The sequence below is a fragment of the Legionella gratiana genome (assembly GCF_001467695.1).
Lineage (GTDB): Bacteria > Pseudomonadota > Gammaproteobacteria > Legionellales > Legionellaceae > Legionella > Legionella gratiana.
The window spans coordinates 354,925-371,153 of the sequence record NZ_LNYE01000022.1 but is presented as its reverse complement, the minus strand read 5'-3'; the positions used below and the strand labels follow the sequence as shown (position 1 = coordinate 371,153).

Sequence of the window (16,229 nt, the reverse complement as noted above, 5' to 3'; positions counted from 1 at the left end):
TCCAGTTGGAAATCTTCCAATTCCCTAATCGCCAATTTTTAAATCCTTTTAAAATGGGTTGGCAGGAAGGAATATCTAAACGAACAAACGTTGCATTAACTATCGCTTTAATTGAACCTCTTTTCTATACTGTCAACTCTTTGATAATATGCGTTAGATAAGTAATTGGCATTGGAGTTGTAATTAAGGTGTAGTTGACTAAATTTCAGCTAAGTTACCTTTGGTCTCTAACCAGACTTTGCGATCCCCTGCTCTTTTTTTGTTCAGCATCATATCCATAATTGCCTCAGCTGCCCCTTCATCATCTAAAGTGAGCTGGACTAATCGTCGAGTATTGGGATCCATAGTTGTTTCACGTAATTGTATGGGGTTCATCTCTCCCAATCCTTTAAACCGTTGTACATTGGCTTTAGCACGAGTTGTTTGGGTTAAGTGGCTGAGAATACGATTTTTTTCTTCATCATCTAGGGCATAATAAACTTCTTTTCCTGCGTCAATTCGATAAAGTGGGGGCATAGCAACAAAAATATGTCCTGCTTGAACAAGGGGTTTAAAATGGCGTAAAAATAGGGCGCAAATCAATGTTGCGATATGGGCTCCATCTGAATCTGCATCGGCTAGAATACATAATTTACCATAACGAAGCCCGCTGAGATCAGAGGAGCCGGGATCTACGCCTATGGCTACAGAGATATCATGGATTTCTTGAGAGGCTAAAACGTGAGATGAATCTACTTCCCAAGAGTTAAGAATTTTTCCCCGCAAAGGTAAAATTGCTTGAAAGTCTTTATTACGTGCTTGTTTCGCAGAGCCACCTGCTGAATCTCCTTCGACTAAAAAGAGCTCTGCTTGACTCAGATCGGTCTGCAAGCAGTCGGCCAATTTGCCAGGAAGGGCAGGTCCTTGACTTACTCGTTTTCGAGCTACTTGCTTCGCTTGCTTTAAACGTTTTTGAGCTCTCTCTATTGCTAATACAGCAATTGCTTCACCTTGATTACGATGTTGATTCAACCAAAGTGCAAAAGCGTCTTTAACCACATTACTGACAAAAGCTGAAATTTGACGCGAACTCAAACGTTCCTTGGTTTGCCCCGCAAATTGTGGTTCTTTCATTTTAACAGATAACACATATTGACAGGGCTCCCAGAGATCATCCGCAGTGAGTTTGACGCCACGAGGGAGTAGATTTCTTAATTCACAAAATTCAGCCATGGCATCAAATAAACCAGAACGTAAACCATTTACATGGGTACCACCTTGGACCGTTGGAATTAAGTTTACATAACTTTCATTAAAGCTAGTATTTGAGGTATTTGACCAAACTAGAGCCCAGTCAACAGTGGCTTCATCACTTTTAAACTCCCCGGTAAATGGTTCTTCAGGTAAGTAATCTCCGTCAGGTAATGATTGATTTAAATAATCAATAAGTCCTTGTTCATAGCACCAATGCATTTCTTCATTACTTACTTTATTGATAAAGGTCATGGACAAACCAGTACAGAGTACCGCTTTTGCTCTAAGTACATGCATTAAATGTTTGACTGAAATACGGGTCGTATCAAAATACTTAGAATTAGGCCAAAAACGAATAATAGTTCCTGTATCTCTTTTTTTAGTTAGGCCTGCCTCACTTAATTCACATAATTTATCGCCATTGGCAAAGGACATTTGATAAATAAGTCCATTGCGTTTAATGGTGACATCAAGACGCTCGGAAAGTGCATTAACAACAGAAACTCCGACTCCATGCAGTCCGCCAGAAAAGCTGTAATTTTTATCGGAAAATTTACCTCCAGCATGAAGGCGAGTCATAATAACTTCAACACCACTTAAGCCTAATTGGGGATGCAAATCTACGGGCATACCGCGGCCGTCATCTTCAACTTCAATAGAGCCATCTTCATAAAGTGTGACGCAAATATGGCTCGCAAAACCGGCTAGCACTTCATCGACACTGTTATCAATAACCTCTTGAGCCAAATGGTTTGGGCGAGTCGTATCGGTATACATGCCGGGACGCCGTTGAACAGGCTCAAGTCCACTTAAGACTTCAATTGCTTGGGCAGTGTAGTTTTCTGACATGGGCGTATCTCAAATATAAGTTAACTTTATTTTACCATATATTATGGTACAGTAGAGGTATATTCCTTTGTAAATCTCTATTAAAGAAGCTTTTTTCGCAAATTGGGAAAGAGGCAGCATCAGAAAAATATATGCAAAAAAATAGTGCTGAAATTCATCAATTATCGGTAGCATTTCAAGATCACCATAAGATAGTGCCGGCTTTAGATCAAATCAATTTTAATTTACATCCCGGTGAAACCTTAGTTTTATTGGGCGAATCGGGTTGTGGTAAGTCTTTGACTTCTTTAGCATTAATGCGTTTGTTACCTAAATCAGGTGTTTATAGTGTTGACAGTCAAATTCAAGTAGATGGGCAAGATATTCTTGATTTGTCGGAACAAATGATGAGGCAATTAAGAGGTCGCAAGATTGCAATGATTTTTCAGGAGCCAATGACGGCACTTAATCCAGTAATGACTGTAGGGGAGCAGTTAACAGAAGTTTTAGTAAAATATCATTCACTTGCTCCCCAAGAATTAGCAAAAGCCCTATTATCTTTGCTTGATGAAGTAGAAATGCCGCAACCTCAGGTCAAAATTCATCAATATCCGCATCAATTATCAGGAGGGCAGAAGCAACGCGTGGTTATTGCAATGGCATTAGCATGTAAGCCTGATATTTTAATTGCAGATGAGCCAACAACGGCTTTAGACGTAACGGTGCAAGCCCAAATACTAAACTTATTAAGAAAAATACAAAGTACTCACAAGATGAGCATGCTACTTATTACTCATGATTTAGGTGTAGTGAAAGCTATGGCCACTCATGTAAGTGTGATGTATGCAGGACAAATTGTGGCGCAATCTTCCATAGAGGATTTTTTTTCACGACAAAAGCAACACCCTTATGTTCAGCAGTTATTAGATTCTGTACCTTCATTTGCAAAACGACAAGAGCGTCTTTCGGTCATTTATGGAGGTGTTCCTGCTTTGGATGACATGCCTTCAGGTTGTCGCTTTCACCCTCGTTGTATTTATGCTTTTTCACGATGTCAACTGGAAGAACCGCAATTGCAAGATCTCAAGGGACAACTGGTGCGTTGCCATTTATATCCAGAGCTTAGTGAATTACCTTCTTTAGAAAAAAATAAAATAGCCTGGAATCGTGCAACTGGTGAAACAAATACTGTATTGACTGTAACTGATTTATCGATTGCTTTTGTTCAGAAAAAAAGGATATTTAGTAGGCATAAGGTTTTATTTAAAGCTGTGGATGGTCTTTCATTTCGTTTACAACAAGGAAAAACTTTAGCTTTAGTGGGTGAGTCAGGTTGTGGTAAAACGACAACTAGCCGCGCTTTATTACGTTTATTACCTGCTGTTGGTGGAGAAATACATTATCGAGATCAGGATGTATTGATGTTAAGAGGGCGAGCACTAAGAGAGTATAGAAAAAAAGTTCAAATTATTTTCCAAGATCCTTTTTCTTCGATGAATCCGCGTATGACAGTTGGTGAGATTATTGCTGAAGGAATGTATGCACAAGGGATGCCTCATTCATTCATTCGTGAAAGACAAAAGGAATTATTAAATCATGTTAACTTGCCAAGTACTAGTTTGCAGCGTTACCCACATCAGTTTTCTGGTGGGCAAAGACAAAGAATTTGCATTGCTAGGGCTTTGGCTACCGAGCCGGATATCTTAATCTGTGATGAACCCACTAGTGCTTTAGATGTTTCAGTTCAGGCTCAAATCCTTAATTTATTAAAAGAATTGCAGCAAGAAACAGGCATCTCTTATTTGTTCATTACCCATAATATGAGTGTTGTTTCTTATATTGCCGATGAAGTATTGGTTATGAAAGATGGAATAGGAATCGAGTTCGGTACTTGTGAAACTATTTTGCAAGAGCCTAAAGAGGCATATACACGACAACTTTTAAATGCCATTTTGGATGATTTTTGAACGTAAAAGCCAGTTGGTAAATTTAGAAGCTTTTTTTATTGCTACGGAGCAGAAGTGAAAACGTAAAGAATAAGAATACGATTAGACCTTCAAAATTTTTAAATCTGGCCTTAAATTTTATTGGGGTTTTTCCAGGAGAGTCTGTTAAGATGGGTTTGTAACAATTTTAAAAGGAGTTTTTCATGAAAACAATGGTGGGCTTATTGTCTTTGTCAATGAGCTTTTTAATAGGCAGTGCTCATGCGGGAGCAATGGGACCAACAAAACCCGATTGGACTTGGGTAGGTGCGTTTAGTGCTGGTCCTGTATGGGGAGCAAGTGCTGAGACACAAACTATTGAGTTAGTACCAGATATTGTTAAGACCTATACGATGGAAGAGTCGAATGATGCTATTTTTGATGGCGAGGTCTTTTTAGGCATCCAAAAGACATTGTCTCAAACGTTGCAAGGTCAACTGGGTCTTGCTGTTGGTTTCACTGGTAACACCTCATTGGAGGGCACTATTTGGGATGATGCTGATCCAGAATTTAATAATTATATCTATAGTTATAAGTTGCAACATACTCATGTTGCTGTAAAGGCTAAATTATTGGCAGAAATGGGCCTTGTAGCTATGCCCTGGATAAGTGGTAGCATAGGGGTAGGATTTAATGATGCCCATGAATTTAATAGTACACCCATCATTTTTGAAGCGCTTCCCACTCCTAATTTTGCATCACATACAGAGACTAGCTTCACCTATACAGTTGGAGCGGGCTTGCAAAAAGCGCTAAATGAGCACTGGCAAGTAGGAGTTGGCTATGAATTTGCTGACTGGGGTAAAAGTAGATTAGGTCGTGCTGAAGGCCAAACTTTAAACTCAGGCTTAACTCTTGATCATTTTTACACTAATGGCGTTTTATTTAATCTCACTTATTTGGCATAAAAACAGAAGATAAGGCCACCTATGCTGGCCTTAAAAAAATTCACAAAGTAGTGGAATTTTCTATATAACTTGTCTGCACAAATCTGACTTTTGTGCTGGTTCTAAATACAATCAGTTCGATAACAAAATCACTTTATTGACGTTACCTAAGAATGCTCGACATCAGACTTTGTTCCAAACGCTACTGTAGTGGAGAATTGCTACGTCGATACGGTGCTCGAATCCTCATGTACTGGCGAGTGCACTCCGGTTTTATGCTCCGTTTCTCCCCGCACTTTCCTCACTAGAGCGAGTTTGGAACGAAAGTCTATTGATTGAGCTGTTTATCTTGTAACTCTGCTATAAATCATTTAATGTGTTAAAAAACGTCTAAGGGCATTGATTTGTGTGGTATAAACGAGAAGCTGAAAGTTTAATTCTGCATTTATATGTTCAGCCAGGAGCCAAAAAAACAGAAATTGTTGGGGTACATGAAAATGAACTTAAAATCCGCTTAAATACCCCACCAATTGAAGGTCGTGCTAATAAAGAATTATTAAAGTACGTTGCTCAAATGTTTAAGGTATCACCAAGCCAAGTTACATTAAAACGTGGCGCTAAGTCTAGGCACAAAACACTTTGGGTTATCGGTACTTCAGTCGATCCTAAAGCTTTGTTTTAAATGACCAATTTAATTGTTAAAGCGTAGGCATTGATGTCATAAAAAATTCAAGAAATGCTAAGATAGGAGAAAAGTATTCATGCAAATTACATTTTTATTTTATGAGGGCATGACCGCTCTGGATGCTATAGGACCTTATGAAGTACTAAGTCGACTTCCTGGTATTACAGTACAAAGAGCTAGTTTAAATTCTGGACCAGTACGTGCTGGATCAGGGCTTACTTTAATGGCTGAGCACGCGTTAGCTGATATCTCAAAAACAGATATTTTATTAATTCCTGGTGGTGGCACTGCGACTGCATTACGCGAATATCCTGAAATTCTTGAGTGGATTAGAAAAATTCACGAACAGACGTTGTGGACCACCTCGGTGTGTACTGGAAGTTTAATTTTAGGAGCAGCAGGTCTCTTGTCAGGTGTTAAGGCTACGACACACTGGGCAGTGATGAACCGATTGGCACATTGGGGTGCTCTACCTACTTCAAAACGATTTGTCGTTGATGGTAAGATTATTACTGCGGCAGGGGTTTCTGCTGGTATTGATATGGCCTTTTATCTTGCAGCAAAACTGACCAATGACATTATCGCTCAATGCCTACAACTTGGTTTGGAGTATGATCCAGAACCTCCCTTTAATACAGGCTCACCGGATAAAGCGCCTCAAGATATGGTTCAGTTGGTTCGTGAGCGTTTGAAAGACCGATTTGAGCCAGAATAAATAAAGTTAAAGTAAATTTGAGATAAAATAGGACGTTTACAATTCGTTCGCAGCGCCAAATACAGCCGTAAGCGTCCGCGTTTACTCTACGAATTGTAAACACACCCTAATTGATAACATGCGGCCCGCAATATAATTGTGAATTTGGGGTTAAGGAGTTACACTCTTTAAGTGTATTACGTTTATTTTTTAATTCATAATCAAAAAATTCTAGGACATACCGATTCACAGCTGCTGTAAATTCGAAACCGTTCGCAGTTCCAAGTGAGTCCTTTGCAGTATCAAAAGAAGGACCGGAATCGTACCAAGGAGAATGCAGATCGCCATAAGTTTTTTCTCTTAATTCCCATAATCTCCGGTCAGAAATGAGGGTGATAAAATCAGTAAATGCACTGTGTTTGCTGTATTCCTCATTGTGCACATTGGGCGTCATCCAAACTAAATAACTTCCTTTTTCCAAAATAAACTCATTAGATGCCTTTCTTTCTTTTCCATATTTTGTGTCATATGCAGATCTAAAAATTAAGCTGGGAATCATAGGGTTATAAATGTGTTTAGGAATATTATTCGACTGTCCAAAGTCCAAGCTCACAAATGCTTTAATCAGTTTGTTTTTATCGAATGAAACACGATAAATAGAAGTAGCACCAAGAGAATGCCCCATGCCGCCGATTTTTTTTACATCTATATGATCTTGTAAAAAAGAAATAGAACCATTTAAGAGATAATCGAGAACTAAATTCAAATCACTTTCCATCGCAGACAAGCTGGAATTTTTTGGATCAAAAAGAGACTGCATAAATTTCATTGAGGGACGACCCTCAGTGAATTGAATTTCATTTCTGTATAAATAACCAAACGATTCTGTTAATGTTGCTGAATAGGCAGAATCAATAGCAGCGACAATATAACCATGGCTTGCCAAATTCACGATAAAATTTTGATAATTGTTAGAATTAAAACTCCATCCGGGCTGGAATACAACTAAAGGAAATCTCCCATGAGCAATCTCCTTTTCTGATGAAACATAACTTTTAATCTCTTGTAACTTATGCAAGTAATTATTTGCTGCTTCATGTGCATCTGATGTAATTTTGTTATTTTTTATATCTTCTTTTATTTGTAAGGCTATATCCGTGTCGTAAGGTAAAAAATTCTGAGAATGAGATTGTACAGGGAAAAATATATATAAATTAAGCATATGACAATGCTTCAAATTTCCACTATGCTTATAAAACTCTTTGTCCGACTCGCGATAAAAAGGATCCGGACAAATACTTTGATTCATGAGTTGAATCTTTTTCATACCAACCGCATATTCTCCGGTTGGTTGAAAAAGATAAGAAGGAACATTATTCATAGCTAAGGCTCATTAAGGATAATACTTTATTTTATCATTAAATCCCTTCTCTATTAACTCGATTTTTAAGAAATAAGATGGAGATTAAGCGTTCACCTATTTCACCAAACACTAATTCAAATCTGTTTTGATTGTTGTTGTCGACATAAAAGGCATTTTATCCCTTTATATCGAACGTTAATCAGGGTAAAACATAGATAATCAAGGCAAGCAAACCGGCAAAGGCAATGAGCGGATGTATTACCGCTACGAGTTTAGGAATTCCTTTCTTTTTCATGCCGAGTATAAATAAGAACAGACCACCTAATGCAGCCAAAACGAGCAGAATTGAGCTTGTGATAAGAAGAGGAGACCCGCTTGGCATAAATATAAATACGTAGACTAAAACCAGGATGATTCCTGTTGCTGCAAAAATTCCATGTAGATTTTTAGCAGTTTTATTTACAGGTTTATCCTGTAAGATCGCAGTTAATAGAATCAAACCGCAGACAGCAGCGGCAATAAATAAACCTATAGCGAGTATTAACATAGAACCTCCTGTTTTAGTTAATCACCTATATAATATTATAGTCTGAGGAACTACGGTGTATTGACAATTGCTCAACACACCCTAAAGCTAAACTCTGGATCTGAGGGATAGTTTCAGCGTACAACCAGACTCTAATCCTAGAAATGCAGTAGGACACAACTGCTTTTCTAGGATAAATGCTCTATTATTCCATTTTACTGGGTGTCACGTAATTTTGTTTAGGCACATCCAGGGAGATACCCAATAGTTCTTCTTCTAAGGTCTTACTGACACCCTTAGGAGTTGTTGAAAAATTAATGACTGGAGCCGGATTTCTCAATGCTTCAGTGAGACTGATAAATTTATAGCCATTCTTTTGGTACATTTCCAGAATATCACCTAATACATAACTATTAAGAAGATTGGCATGAATCAATAATATTTGTTTGCCATTTTTACCTGATTTTTTTTCTGCTTTTAATGTTTGTTTCCATATATAAGCGAGATAGCGTGGTTTGAGCTTTTGGATGTAATTTACTCTTGAGCGATAGGGAACCTTATAAAGCATTTCATTAAATTCAAAATCTTTACTATCAATCGTTACAGGGGCAATAGTGTAATTGTGTTCTTTAAGATAATCATACACTTTTTGTTTTTTTCCATTAGTACCCTCGGCAAGATAGGGATAACGAAAATATTTAGGGTGAGTCATGATTGGCTCAAGAATTTTATCGGCACGGTCAAGATCTGCGATGTATTTTTCAGCACTCATCTGATTTAAGTTATAATGAGAATAGGTGTGATTACCTAACATGAATCCTGCTTGACGAAATTGTTCAAGAAAATCCCATTGCCCCTTTTCTATTGCTCCGGCAATGACAAAACCGATAACTGGGACTTTATATTTTTGAAATGCTTGTACAATTTGAGTAAAACGCTCAGTGGATCGTTGCTTATTTCCTGGCGTATTCATTCTTGAAGCAACAAGAGGTAAATCATCTATTGTAATGGCGATTTCTCGTTCCTCTGCAAAACAAATTGAAGAAAATAATGCGATGAAAAGAAAGAATATTTTGAGCATCAATAGTCCTTATTAAATTCTTGGTGATTTTATAACCTATTTTTATGCAATGTTGCTGGTCAGCGACATCCATAAGACAGTAAGCGTTCACGCCTCATGTACCGAAAGGCGGTATTTGGTGCAACCTGCGCTCAAACTCCACCTTCACCAAGAGGCAAGCATACCCCTGAACGAATACATAAGATATTACTCTAGATTACCTTACGGTCCCAACTGCTTTTTCTAGGTTAAAAGAAGATTAGGGAACTGTAAACTCTTATTTAGAACTGGATCCCATATAAATGCTGCGCATTTTACGGAATAACTCACGTTAATTTAAATTTAATGGAGAGTTACAAAAAAGCAATTGAATCTATTCTGAAATGATTACTATGGCGGATCCAGTTCGGTAACCGGATCATATTCATTGTTGAGGCAAAGAATATGATAGGAATACTTATAAATTTTGGCATCGATAAACGTTCAAGGCATATTCTTTATGCCTAAAAGGATATTTCTGAGTAGGTATTTTCTCACAGTGATCAAAGTATTTTTTCAAACAACTTTTTCTATCATATCTATCAATGTAGAGTGCTTCTTTTAATGTCTTATCTGCAATTTCTTTATGAATCGCTGTACTCCACAATCCGTATTGATTTTGCGCTGTGCCACAACCTAAAGTATAGATGGTTGGCTTATTTTTAAGAAAAAACATCATTCGTGCTTGAAACCAACCCGAGGTAAGAATTGTATGAGGCAGTTGAGGATAGGTAGAGTTAAATTGTTGCATTAAATGATAAAAGACAAGTTTTTTAGAATTAATGAGATGAAATTTAGAAGTGTTATCAATAAGAATACAAAGGCTAACCACACTATAGGTGACAATTAAGGAAATAGCTAATTTACGATAAGGTAGAATGATATAGCAATATCCAAATAAAATCGTACTACTGATTAGATACGGTGTGAGCCAAAATGTTCTAATTTCGGCTTTACTTGCTGTATAGAGGTAAAAACATAAAAAAGTAAAACAGATGATACGACATAATCGTACAATTAAAGCATTTTTTTTATCCAAATTTTTGCTACGTACCAAAAAAGGAGGCAGAAGCATGATATTGAGTGCAGGAAGAAACGATGTAAAAAAAGTTTGAATTGCATTATAAAAGGGCGTAACGGCATGATTTAATCGATGAGTGGTCAATTGATAGATAAAAGATTGCCAATGATTTTGGTAATTCCATAGGATTACTGGGCTAAAAATAATGATCGCAAGAATGGTGGCAAAATAAAAATGCTTTGTTTTAAAAATAGAACGGTAAGTACTGAACATTAAAAAAATGAGTAAGGATAGAATTAAGACAATGCCTGTATATTTCGATAGCATCATCAAACCTGCACTAATACCAATAAAATATAATTCTTTTATTTGGTTCGTTTGTATCCATTTTACTGTGTAATACAAGGTTAATGCCCAAAATAAAGTAAGAGGAGTGTCATAGGTAGTTTGTTTTAGGATGTCCATCGTGACAAGTGGCGAGAATAACCACGACAACGCAGCAATCCAGCTTGCTTCGTAGGGTAAAAAAAATCGAGCGGTTTTGTAGATAACACCACAACAAATTACGGTTACAATAATGCCTACAAAATTTAAGGCAAAAAGATTATCGCCAAATAATAAGGTTGCGCACTTAATAAAGTAGGCAATCATGGGGGAGCCATCATAATAGGATAACGCAAGATGGCGACTCCAATCCCAATAATAATAAGTATCAAAAGATAAAATATTAATAGGGGCTATCCCTAACATCAGCGCAAAATAAAGAAAAAGGCATAGATAAATGCTACGTGGTGTGCTTATCATCAGTGTTTTTCCAGCGAGATGTGCTTATCTGGCCATACATGGCGAGAATAAATGTAATAATTTAAAAGCGATATTAAACCTATGCCAAAACCCATAATTATATTTTCTTGAATAGGTCCTTTACCAAAGAAGAGAACGCCAAAATGTAACCAATAGCTTTGCAAGTAGATTATAAATACAGAATAAAGAACAAAAATAATTAAGCGCTTTATTTTCATTGATCGAGGTATTTTGCTTTTAACTCTAAATGTAAATTTATTATTCAAAATAAAATTATTGATAATGGCGGCAGCAATTGCGATTCTTGATGCTTCAAAAGGAGGAAAAGAGAGGTGGCTGCGCAAAATATTGTATGTAGTAAATTGTACGATAACTCCCAAAGAGCCAACTAGACACATAGCTATATAACGCTTAATTTCATAATAACGCAACATAAAAACGACGCGCAATGAGTCAATAATACTATTTTTGGGTAGTTTACTATAACCCATATTCCGATCAATAAAGTTAATTGGATACTCACAAATTTTTGCGTTGTTCTTATGCAATAGCCACAGTAGCTGAATTTTATACGCATAATGATTGGTAAGAAATTGCTGAGGAAGAACTTTCATCAATTGTTGCCGACGTGTCGCTCGAAATCCACTGGTGAAATCTTTATATTTAGGCGTCAGAACAGCTCGTGCAACATAATTACCTAATATAGAAAACAGCTTACGGTGTAATTCCCAGTTTTTGGGAATTCTTCCTCCCTTAACATAACGGCTTCCTACGACACAATCATAAGTTTTAAGCTTGTCCAACATAGGAAGAATATATTTGGGCTGATGCGAAAGATCAGCATCAAACTCAAAAACAATATCTGCATTAAGATACGTTAATGCATAATTCATTGCTTGCAAATAAGCAGAACCAAGGCCTGATTTGGTTAGCTCTTGTTTTAAATGCAATGTAAGGTACTTTTTTTGCAGGGAAGTAACTATTTGTTGGGTGTCATCTGTAGAGGCACTGTCAAAAATTAAAATATGAATATCGTATTGATCCACTAATTGAACTGATGCAAATATTTGTTCTATTGTTGCTTGAATGACTGAAGCTTCATTATATGTCGGTATGATAATAACAACCTTCTCTCCTGATGGATTTTTTTCATTAGAATTTAAAGGATTATCTGCATCAAGAGTCAACTTATATCTCGAATTTAGGAGTGTTTTTGCATGAGTGTACCAATTAGTTTTTATAAAAAAAAGAGGGTTTTTGTGGAGTGCTCTCATTAAATCTATTTTTATTCATTCTATTTTTGGAGCTTTTTCTAGGCTTAACTGTTTTTTTGCAAAAAATTAACACTATTGTTTTAATCATTTTTTAAGCAGCCATAGTACAATTTATCAACTCTTTTCTATGGTTCTTTTATGAGAAAATCCCAAATAAGCCTCATAAAGCATGCTTTTTTTAATAATTCATATAAAAAAAGCAATTTTTCATTTAAAGAAGATGAATTTAGTTTGGAACAATTACGAAAGGAGTTTTTTTTATTATATCAAGTTGTTTTATCGAATAAGTCTTATTGGTTAAAAGATAATGAAGCGGTATTTTATTTGTTGTTCTTATGTGATGTATTGATTTTATATTACCAAAATGATTATGTAAGTTCTGATCTGCAAAAATTAAAACAACTCCGCAAAGAAATAGAAGCGCTTTTTGCTGAAGATCTCGTAAAGAAAGAAAAAATAAGGGATCAATTTCCTGACTTTTTATTAAACGAATTAAGAATTAATGTTCAGAATTTTTTGTCTATTTTTATGAGCATTTCTGAACTGCGCAAATGTGTTGGCAATCTGAATACTAACCGATCTCGATTTACTTATGGTCGTGGTTTAGCCAAATATCTTATTATTTATTTGCAAAAGAGTTCTGTTGCTGACCTCGTCCAAGAAGTAAATCAAATACTTGGTAATCCCTATAGTTTTAATGAAGGAATGGATTTTTTAAATAAATCAAGTGAAGTAATAACTAATTTGGGTATCGCGCTTTATGCGTTTCGTTTTATTCTTAATCTGATACTGATGATCAAGCATGTGATACAGGCAGCATTAAGGGAAGAATTATTGGTCAATAAAGTTCTCCAGCAAGAAATGGCGAAACGTGGTTTTGTCATGGCCAGTGACTTGGTGTGGGCTACAGTGGGTTTATTGACTACGTACACTAACTTTTTTCATATTGCCCAATCATTTGTTTCCCCAATCGTTGTTACTTTTCTGATTTTCGACAGTCTGCTGCTTTTGACACAGTGGGTTTTTGAAGCAAACCAACACAGTGAACGCTTACAAGAATTGCAAGCTCAGCAAAAAGATGCAACATCTTTTGAGTATGCAGTAATTCAGCGCCAGATTGACGTGTTAAATGATGAGTGGGAGGCGCAATGCTCCTATTTTGCGATAAACATCCTCGCAGCAAATATCATTGCTACCAGTTTTGCAATCAGTATGTTATGCACTGGACCACTCGCTCTAGCGGGGCTTGCGTTCTTTAGTCTGCTTGGCAATGCTTTGTATAACGCCTCAGAGGAATATAAGAACTATCAAAAAGCGAAACGAACCGTACAACGTGAATTAGTGAATGGAGCACTCTTAAACGATGAACACCATCAACAACTAATCAGTGTTCTTAATAAAGAATGCGCTCAAAGCTATCAACAGTTCTGGAAAACAGTAGCATTTAATGTTGGTGGAATGGCATTTATTATCACTGCAGCTGCGGCTTCATGGCCCATTGCTATTGGTCTAACACTTGCTTATATGACTTATTGCATCAATGGTGCTTATCAAAAACAACGATTAAATAACGAAAAAACTCCTCACGATGTTTATCGACTCTTAAATTCAGAAGATACAATTTCACTATGTTCTGATCCATTTGAGGAGGTTACATCATCACACACATTGCAAAATTAATGTAATGTGTAAATCCACCTAAATAATTATAAAGTTGTTGTCCTCCACTGATACTTACCACTGTATTGGGATAAATATGAAATAAAATTCCGCTATCAAAGTTAAAACCCGCACCCTCTTCTGCGCTAATTTTACTTTGCCCATATACTTCACCGTAAAGGAGGAGTTTGTCGCTTATTGAATAACTTAAAACGACATCCGGGTTAATACTATTAAAATAATGCCCCCCATTAAGCGAGGGATCGCTAATCCTGCTTATACCAAGCATCCCAGCGAAACTTAAGTAGTCATTAATCGTATAGTTGGCAACACCATTAAACGTCGATCCCCAGCCATGACTTCCATAAGCAGCACTTCCCCCCGGTGTATTGACAATTTCTTCTACAGCAAATATCCATTGTTGATTGTAATAGATAGAGTGTTTGAAGGTAAAAAAGGTGGTGGTATTTCCTGAGCCAGGGAAACTTTTTTGCTGAATGTACGTAGGAGGATTGATATCGAATTCATTGTTATATGGCAAACCAAAACGAATTTCTGCATTGGGAACGCTTTGCTGGACACCTTGATGACCATTGAGTTGCTGATCAATATAGTTTAATTCAATTAAGACTTTTTTAAAGGGTATGGAACATGGACTGCTGAGATAACTTGGGCTGTTTACGACATTCAACATGTCGCTACAAGGATTATCAGAGTCTGCATAAAGAGTATGGGCATAAAAAGTACCAATAAAAAGTTTAAGCAACTTTCGCTTCATATTTTTGATTCCAAATAGGAAGATTTTTTCTCACATTAAGGATTTTTCACTCTTTATATTACAAAGAGCAACTACACTATGTATATAAGAATATTTTTTAGAGAAATAAATAATGGCAGTTACTACAGGATTATCAGGTAATGAACTCTTTTGTTTACAGCTTAAAAATTACTCCCCTGGTCCTATAGTAGTTGGAAATAGTGTCCGCTCTTTAGGCATTATTGGAAGCGTAGGCTCAAGTTTTAAAGTGATATTAGGCGGTGAGTTAACGCAAATTACCTCTCTCATCGAAGAAGGCAGAGAAACAGCATATAAACGTATGCTAGAAGAAGCAGTCAGCAAGAATGCGACTGGAATTACTGGTGTTACAAGTCAGCTGATTTTTCATGGAGCAAATGTAGAATTTTTGTCGATAGGATCAGTGATCTATGGCGATGAAGGTGCAAATAAGGAGAAATTTTCAACTTCGGCCGATGGTCAGGAGTTGTATGCACAACTTGATGCTGGCTTCAAACCGATTTGTTTTTCTTTTGGTAATGTTGCTTATTCTATGGGGTTGGGGCGCGGTATTATTGGAGGTTTGAAAACATTAGGACGTGGTGAAATTAAGGAATATTCTGATATTTTTAATAAAACCAGGCACTTAGCTTTAACACGTATCATGACACATGCCAGACAGTATAAAGCTAATGCTGTTCTTGGCATTAAAACAACGGTTTTACCTTTTGGAGGCGTTAATGAAATGCTCATGATAGGAACTGCTTCTCATAATCCTCAATTAACAGGAGAACCGGGTAACGATATAGTAACAAGTGATATGACTAATATTGAAATGTGGAATATGGCGCATATGGGGTATACTCCCATGAAGTTATTGTTGGGTACTTCGGTTTATTCTTTGGGATTAATTGGTGGGATTACTTCAACAATTAAAGCATTTGTTCGTGGGGAAATTAATGAATTAACGCGTATGATTTATCATGCACGTGAAAATGCATTGGCAATAATCAATGAGGAAGCTCAAGCCCTAGGTGCTGATGATGTAGTAGGAGTTAAAACGTATGTCTATCAATTGGGTAATGGCTTAATCGAATTTTTAGCTATAGGCACAGCAGTAAAGAAAAATAATCGTATAAAAACTGAATCAGAACAATTACCGCCCCAAGCAATAATTGTTGATAAAGATACTTTTTATGATTCAACAAATTTCAACAGTATGAATGTAAACGTCAACACTGGAGCCAAACCTATAAATAAGGGTACATATTCTTTAGTGATTCCTTTAGTTATCTTTGTTCTTATTATGTTCCAATTATTTCTTCATTATTTTAATTCGATTTTCCACTCTTAAAATTTGAGCTATTATTCAAAGGTTCTAAAAAATAATATAAGG

13 protein-coding genes are annotated in these 16,229 nt (G+C 36.5%); 6 read left to right on the top strand and 7 right to left on the bottom strand.

The window, feature by feature from the left end:
• Positions 1–198 precede the first annotated feature (198 nt).
• Complete coding sequence (gene parE / locus Lgra_RS09500) at positions 199–2,082, bottom strand: DNA topoisomerase IV subunit B (RefSeq protein WP_058499014.1); 1,884 nt, start codon at positions 2,080–2,082, stop codon at positions 199–201.
• A 131-nt stretch (positions 2,083–2,213) separates the two neighbouring features.
• Between parE and Lgra_RS09495 the strand changes: the two genes are divergently transcribed.
• From Lgra_RS09495 to Lgra_RS09480, 4 genes are all read left to right on the top strand, one after another.
• Entirely contained in the window at positions 2,214–4,028 is a 1,815-nt protein-coding gene (locus Lgra_RS09495) for an ABC transporter ATP-binding protein (RefSeq protein ID WP_058499013.1), read from the top strand.
• Positions 4,029–4,210: 182 nt separating this feature from the next.
• On the top strand, positions 4,211–4,954 hold the full coding sequence (locus Lgra_RS09490; RefSeq protein ID WP_058499012.1) for an outer membrane protein: 744 nt from the start codon (positions 4,211–4,213) through the stop codon (positions 4,952–4,954).
• A 385-nt stretch (positions 4,955–5,339) separates the two neighbouring features.
• Positions 5,340–5,615: a DUF167 domain-containing protein gene (locus tag Lgra_RS09485; protein ID WP_058499011.1), complete on the top strand. Its 276-nt coding sequence runs from the start codon at positions 5,340–5,342 to the stop codon at positions 5,613–5,615.
• Between the two features lie 79 nt (positions 5,616–5,694).
• Positions 5,695–6,333, top strand: a complete 639-nt coding sequence (locus tag Lgra_RS09480) for a DJ-1/PfpI family protein (RefSeq protein ID WP_058499010.1) — start codon at positions 5,695–5,697, stop codon at positions 6,331–6,333.
• 106 nt (positions 6,334–6,439) lie between these two features.
• Here the strand turns inward: Lgra_RS09480 and Lgra_RS09475 are convergent, their stop codons facing one another.
• From Lgra_RS09475 to Lgra_RS09455, 5 genes are all read right to left on the bottom strand, one after another.
• Positions 6,440–7,693, bottom strand: a complete 1,254-nt coding sequence (locus Lgra_RS09475; protein ID WP_058499009.1) for an alpha/beta hydrolase — start codon at positions 7,691–7,693, stop codon at positions 6,440–6,442.
• Positions 7,694–7,874: 181 nt separating this feature from the next.
• On the bottom strand, positions 7,875–8,222 hold the full coding sequence (locus Lgra_RS09470; protein ID WP_058499008.1) for a hypothetical protein: 348 nt from the start codon (positions 8,220–8,222) through the stop codon (positions 7,875–7,877).
• A 184-nt stretch (positions 8,223–8,406) separates the two neighbouring features.
• A complete protein-coding gene (locus tag Lgra_RS09465) occupies positions 8,407–9,282 on the bottom strand; it encodes a polysaccharide deacetylase family protein (protein WP_058499007.1) in 876 nt (291 codons plus the stop codon).
• Positions 9,283–9,718: 436 nt separating this feature from the next.
• Positions 9,719–11,125: a glycosyltransferase family 39 protein gene (locus Lgra_RS09460; protein ID WP_058499006.1), complete on the bottom strand. Its 1,407-nt coding sequence runs from the start codon at positions 11,123–11,125 to the stop codon at positions 9,719–9,721.
• Positions 11,125–12,312: a glycosyltransferase family 2 protein gene (locus Lgra_RS09455; RefSeq protein ID WP_058499284.1), complete on the bottom strand. Its 1,188-nt coding sequence runs from the start codon at positions 12,310–12,312 to the stop codon at positions 11,125–11,127. The genes Lgra_RS09460 and Lgra_RS09455 overlap by 1 nt, the downstream gene beginning before the upstream one ends.
• A gap of 225 nt (positions 12,313–12,537) precedes the next feature.
• Between Lgra_RS09455 and Lgra_RS09450 the strand changes: the two genes are divergently transcribed.
• Positions 12,538–14,079 carry a hypothetical protein gene (locus Lgra_RS09450; protein WP_058499005.1) on the top strand — a complete coding sequence of 514 codons (1,542 nt, stop codon included), beginning with the start codon at positions 12,538–12,540 and terminating at the stop codon, positions 14,077–14,079.
• Here the strand turns inward: Lgra_RS09450 and Lgra_RS09445 are convergent.
• Positions 14,051–14,836, bottom strand: a complete 786-nt coding sequence (locus tag Lgra_RS09445; protein WP_058499004.1) for a hypothetical protein — start codon at positions 14,834–14,836, stop codon at positions 14,051–14,053. The two genes, Lgra_RS09450 and Lgra_RS09445, sit on opposite strands and share 29 nt — an antisense overlap.
• 112 nt (positions 14,837–14,948) lie before the next feature.
• Between Lgra_RS09445 and Lgra_RS09440 the strand changes: the two genes are divergently transcribed.
• Positions 14,949–16,187, top strand: coding sequence for a heavy metal-binding domain-containing protein (locus tag Lgra_RS09440; RefSeq protein WP_058499003.1), 1,239 nt, complete (start codon positions 14,949–14,951; stop codon positions 16,185–16,187).
• Positions 16,188–16,229: the final 42 nt, after the last annotated feature.

Excerpts from the sequence above, each read along its gene's own strand:
- Lgra_RS09495 (WP_058499013.1), top strand. The coding sequence starts at position 2,214 with ATGCAAAAAAATAGTGCTGAAATTCATCAATTATCGGTAGCATTTCAA.
- Lgra_RS09480 (WP_058499010.1), top strand. The coding sequence starts at position 5,695 with ATGCAAATTACATTTTTATTTTATGAGGGCATGACCGCTCTGGATGCT.
- Lgra_RS09450 (WP_058499005.1), top strand. The coding sequence starts at position 12,538 with ATGAGAAAATCCCAAATAAGCCTCATAAAGCATGCTTTTTTTAATAAT.
- Lgra_RS09475 (WP_058499009.1), bottom strand. The coding sequence starts at position 7,693 with ATGAATAATGTTCCTTCTTATCTTTTTCAACCAACCGGAGAATATGCG.
- Lgra_RS09465 (WP_058499007.1), bottom strand. The coding sequence starts at position 9,282 with ATGCTCAAAATATTCTTTCTTTTCATCGCATTATTTTCTTCAATTTGT.
- Lgra_RS09445 (WP_058499004.1), bottom strand. The coding sequence starts at position 14,836 with ATGAAGCGAAAGTTGCTTAAACTTTTTATTGGTACTTTTTATGCCCAT.
- parE (WP_058499014.1), bottom strand. The coding sequence starts at position 2,082 with ATGTCAGAAAACTACACTGCCCAAGCAATTGAAGTCTTAAGTGGACTT.
- Lgra_RS09470 (WP_058499008.1), bottom strand. The coding sequence starts at position 8,222 with ATGTTAATACTCGCTATAGGTTTATTTATTGCCGCTGCTGTCTGCGGT.
- Lgra_RS09440 (WP_058499003.1), top strand. The coding sequence starts at position 14,949 with ATGGCAGTTACTACAGGATTATCAGGTAATGAACTCTTTTGTTTACAG.
- Lgra_RS09490 (WP_058499012.1), top strand. The coding sequence starts at position 4,211 with ATGAAAACAATGGTGGGCTTATTGTCTTTGTCAATGAGCTTTTTAATA.
- Lgra_RS09460 (WP_058499006.1), bottom strand. The coding sequence starts at position 11,125 with ATGATAAGCACACCACGTAGCATTTATCTATGCCTTTTTCTTTATTTT.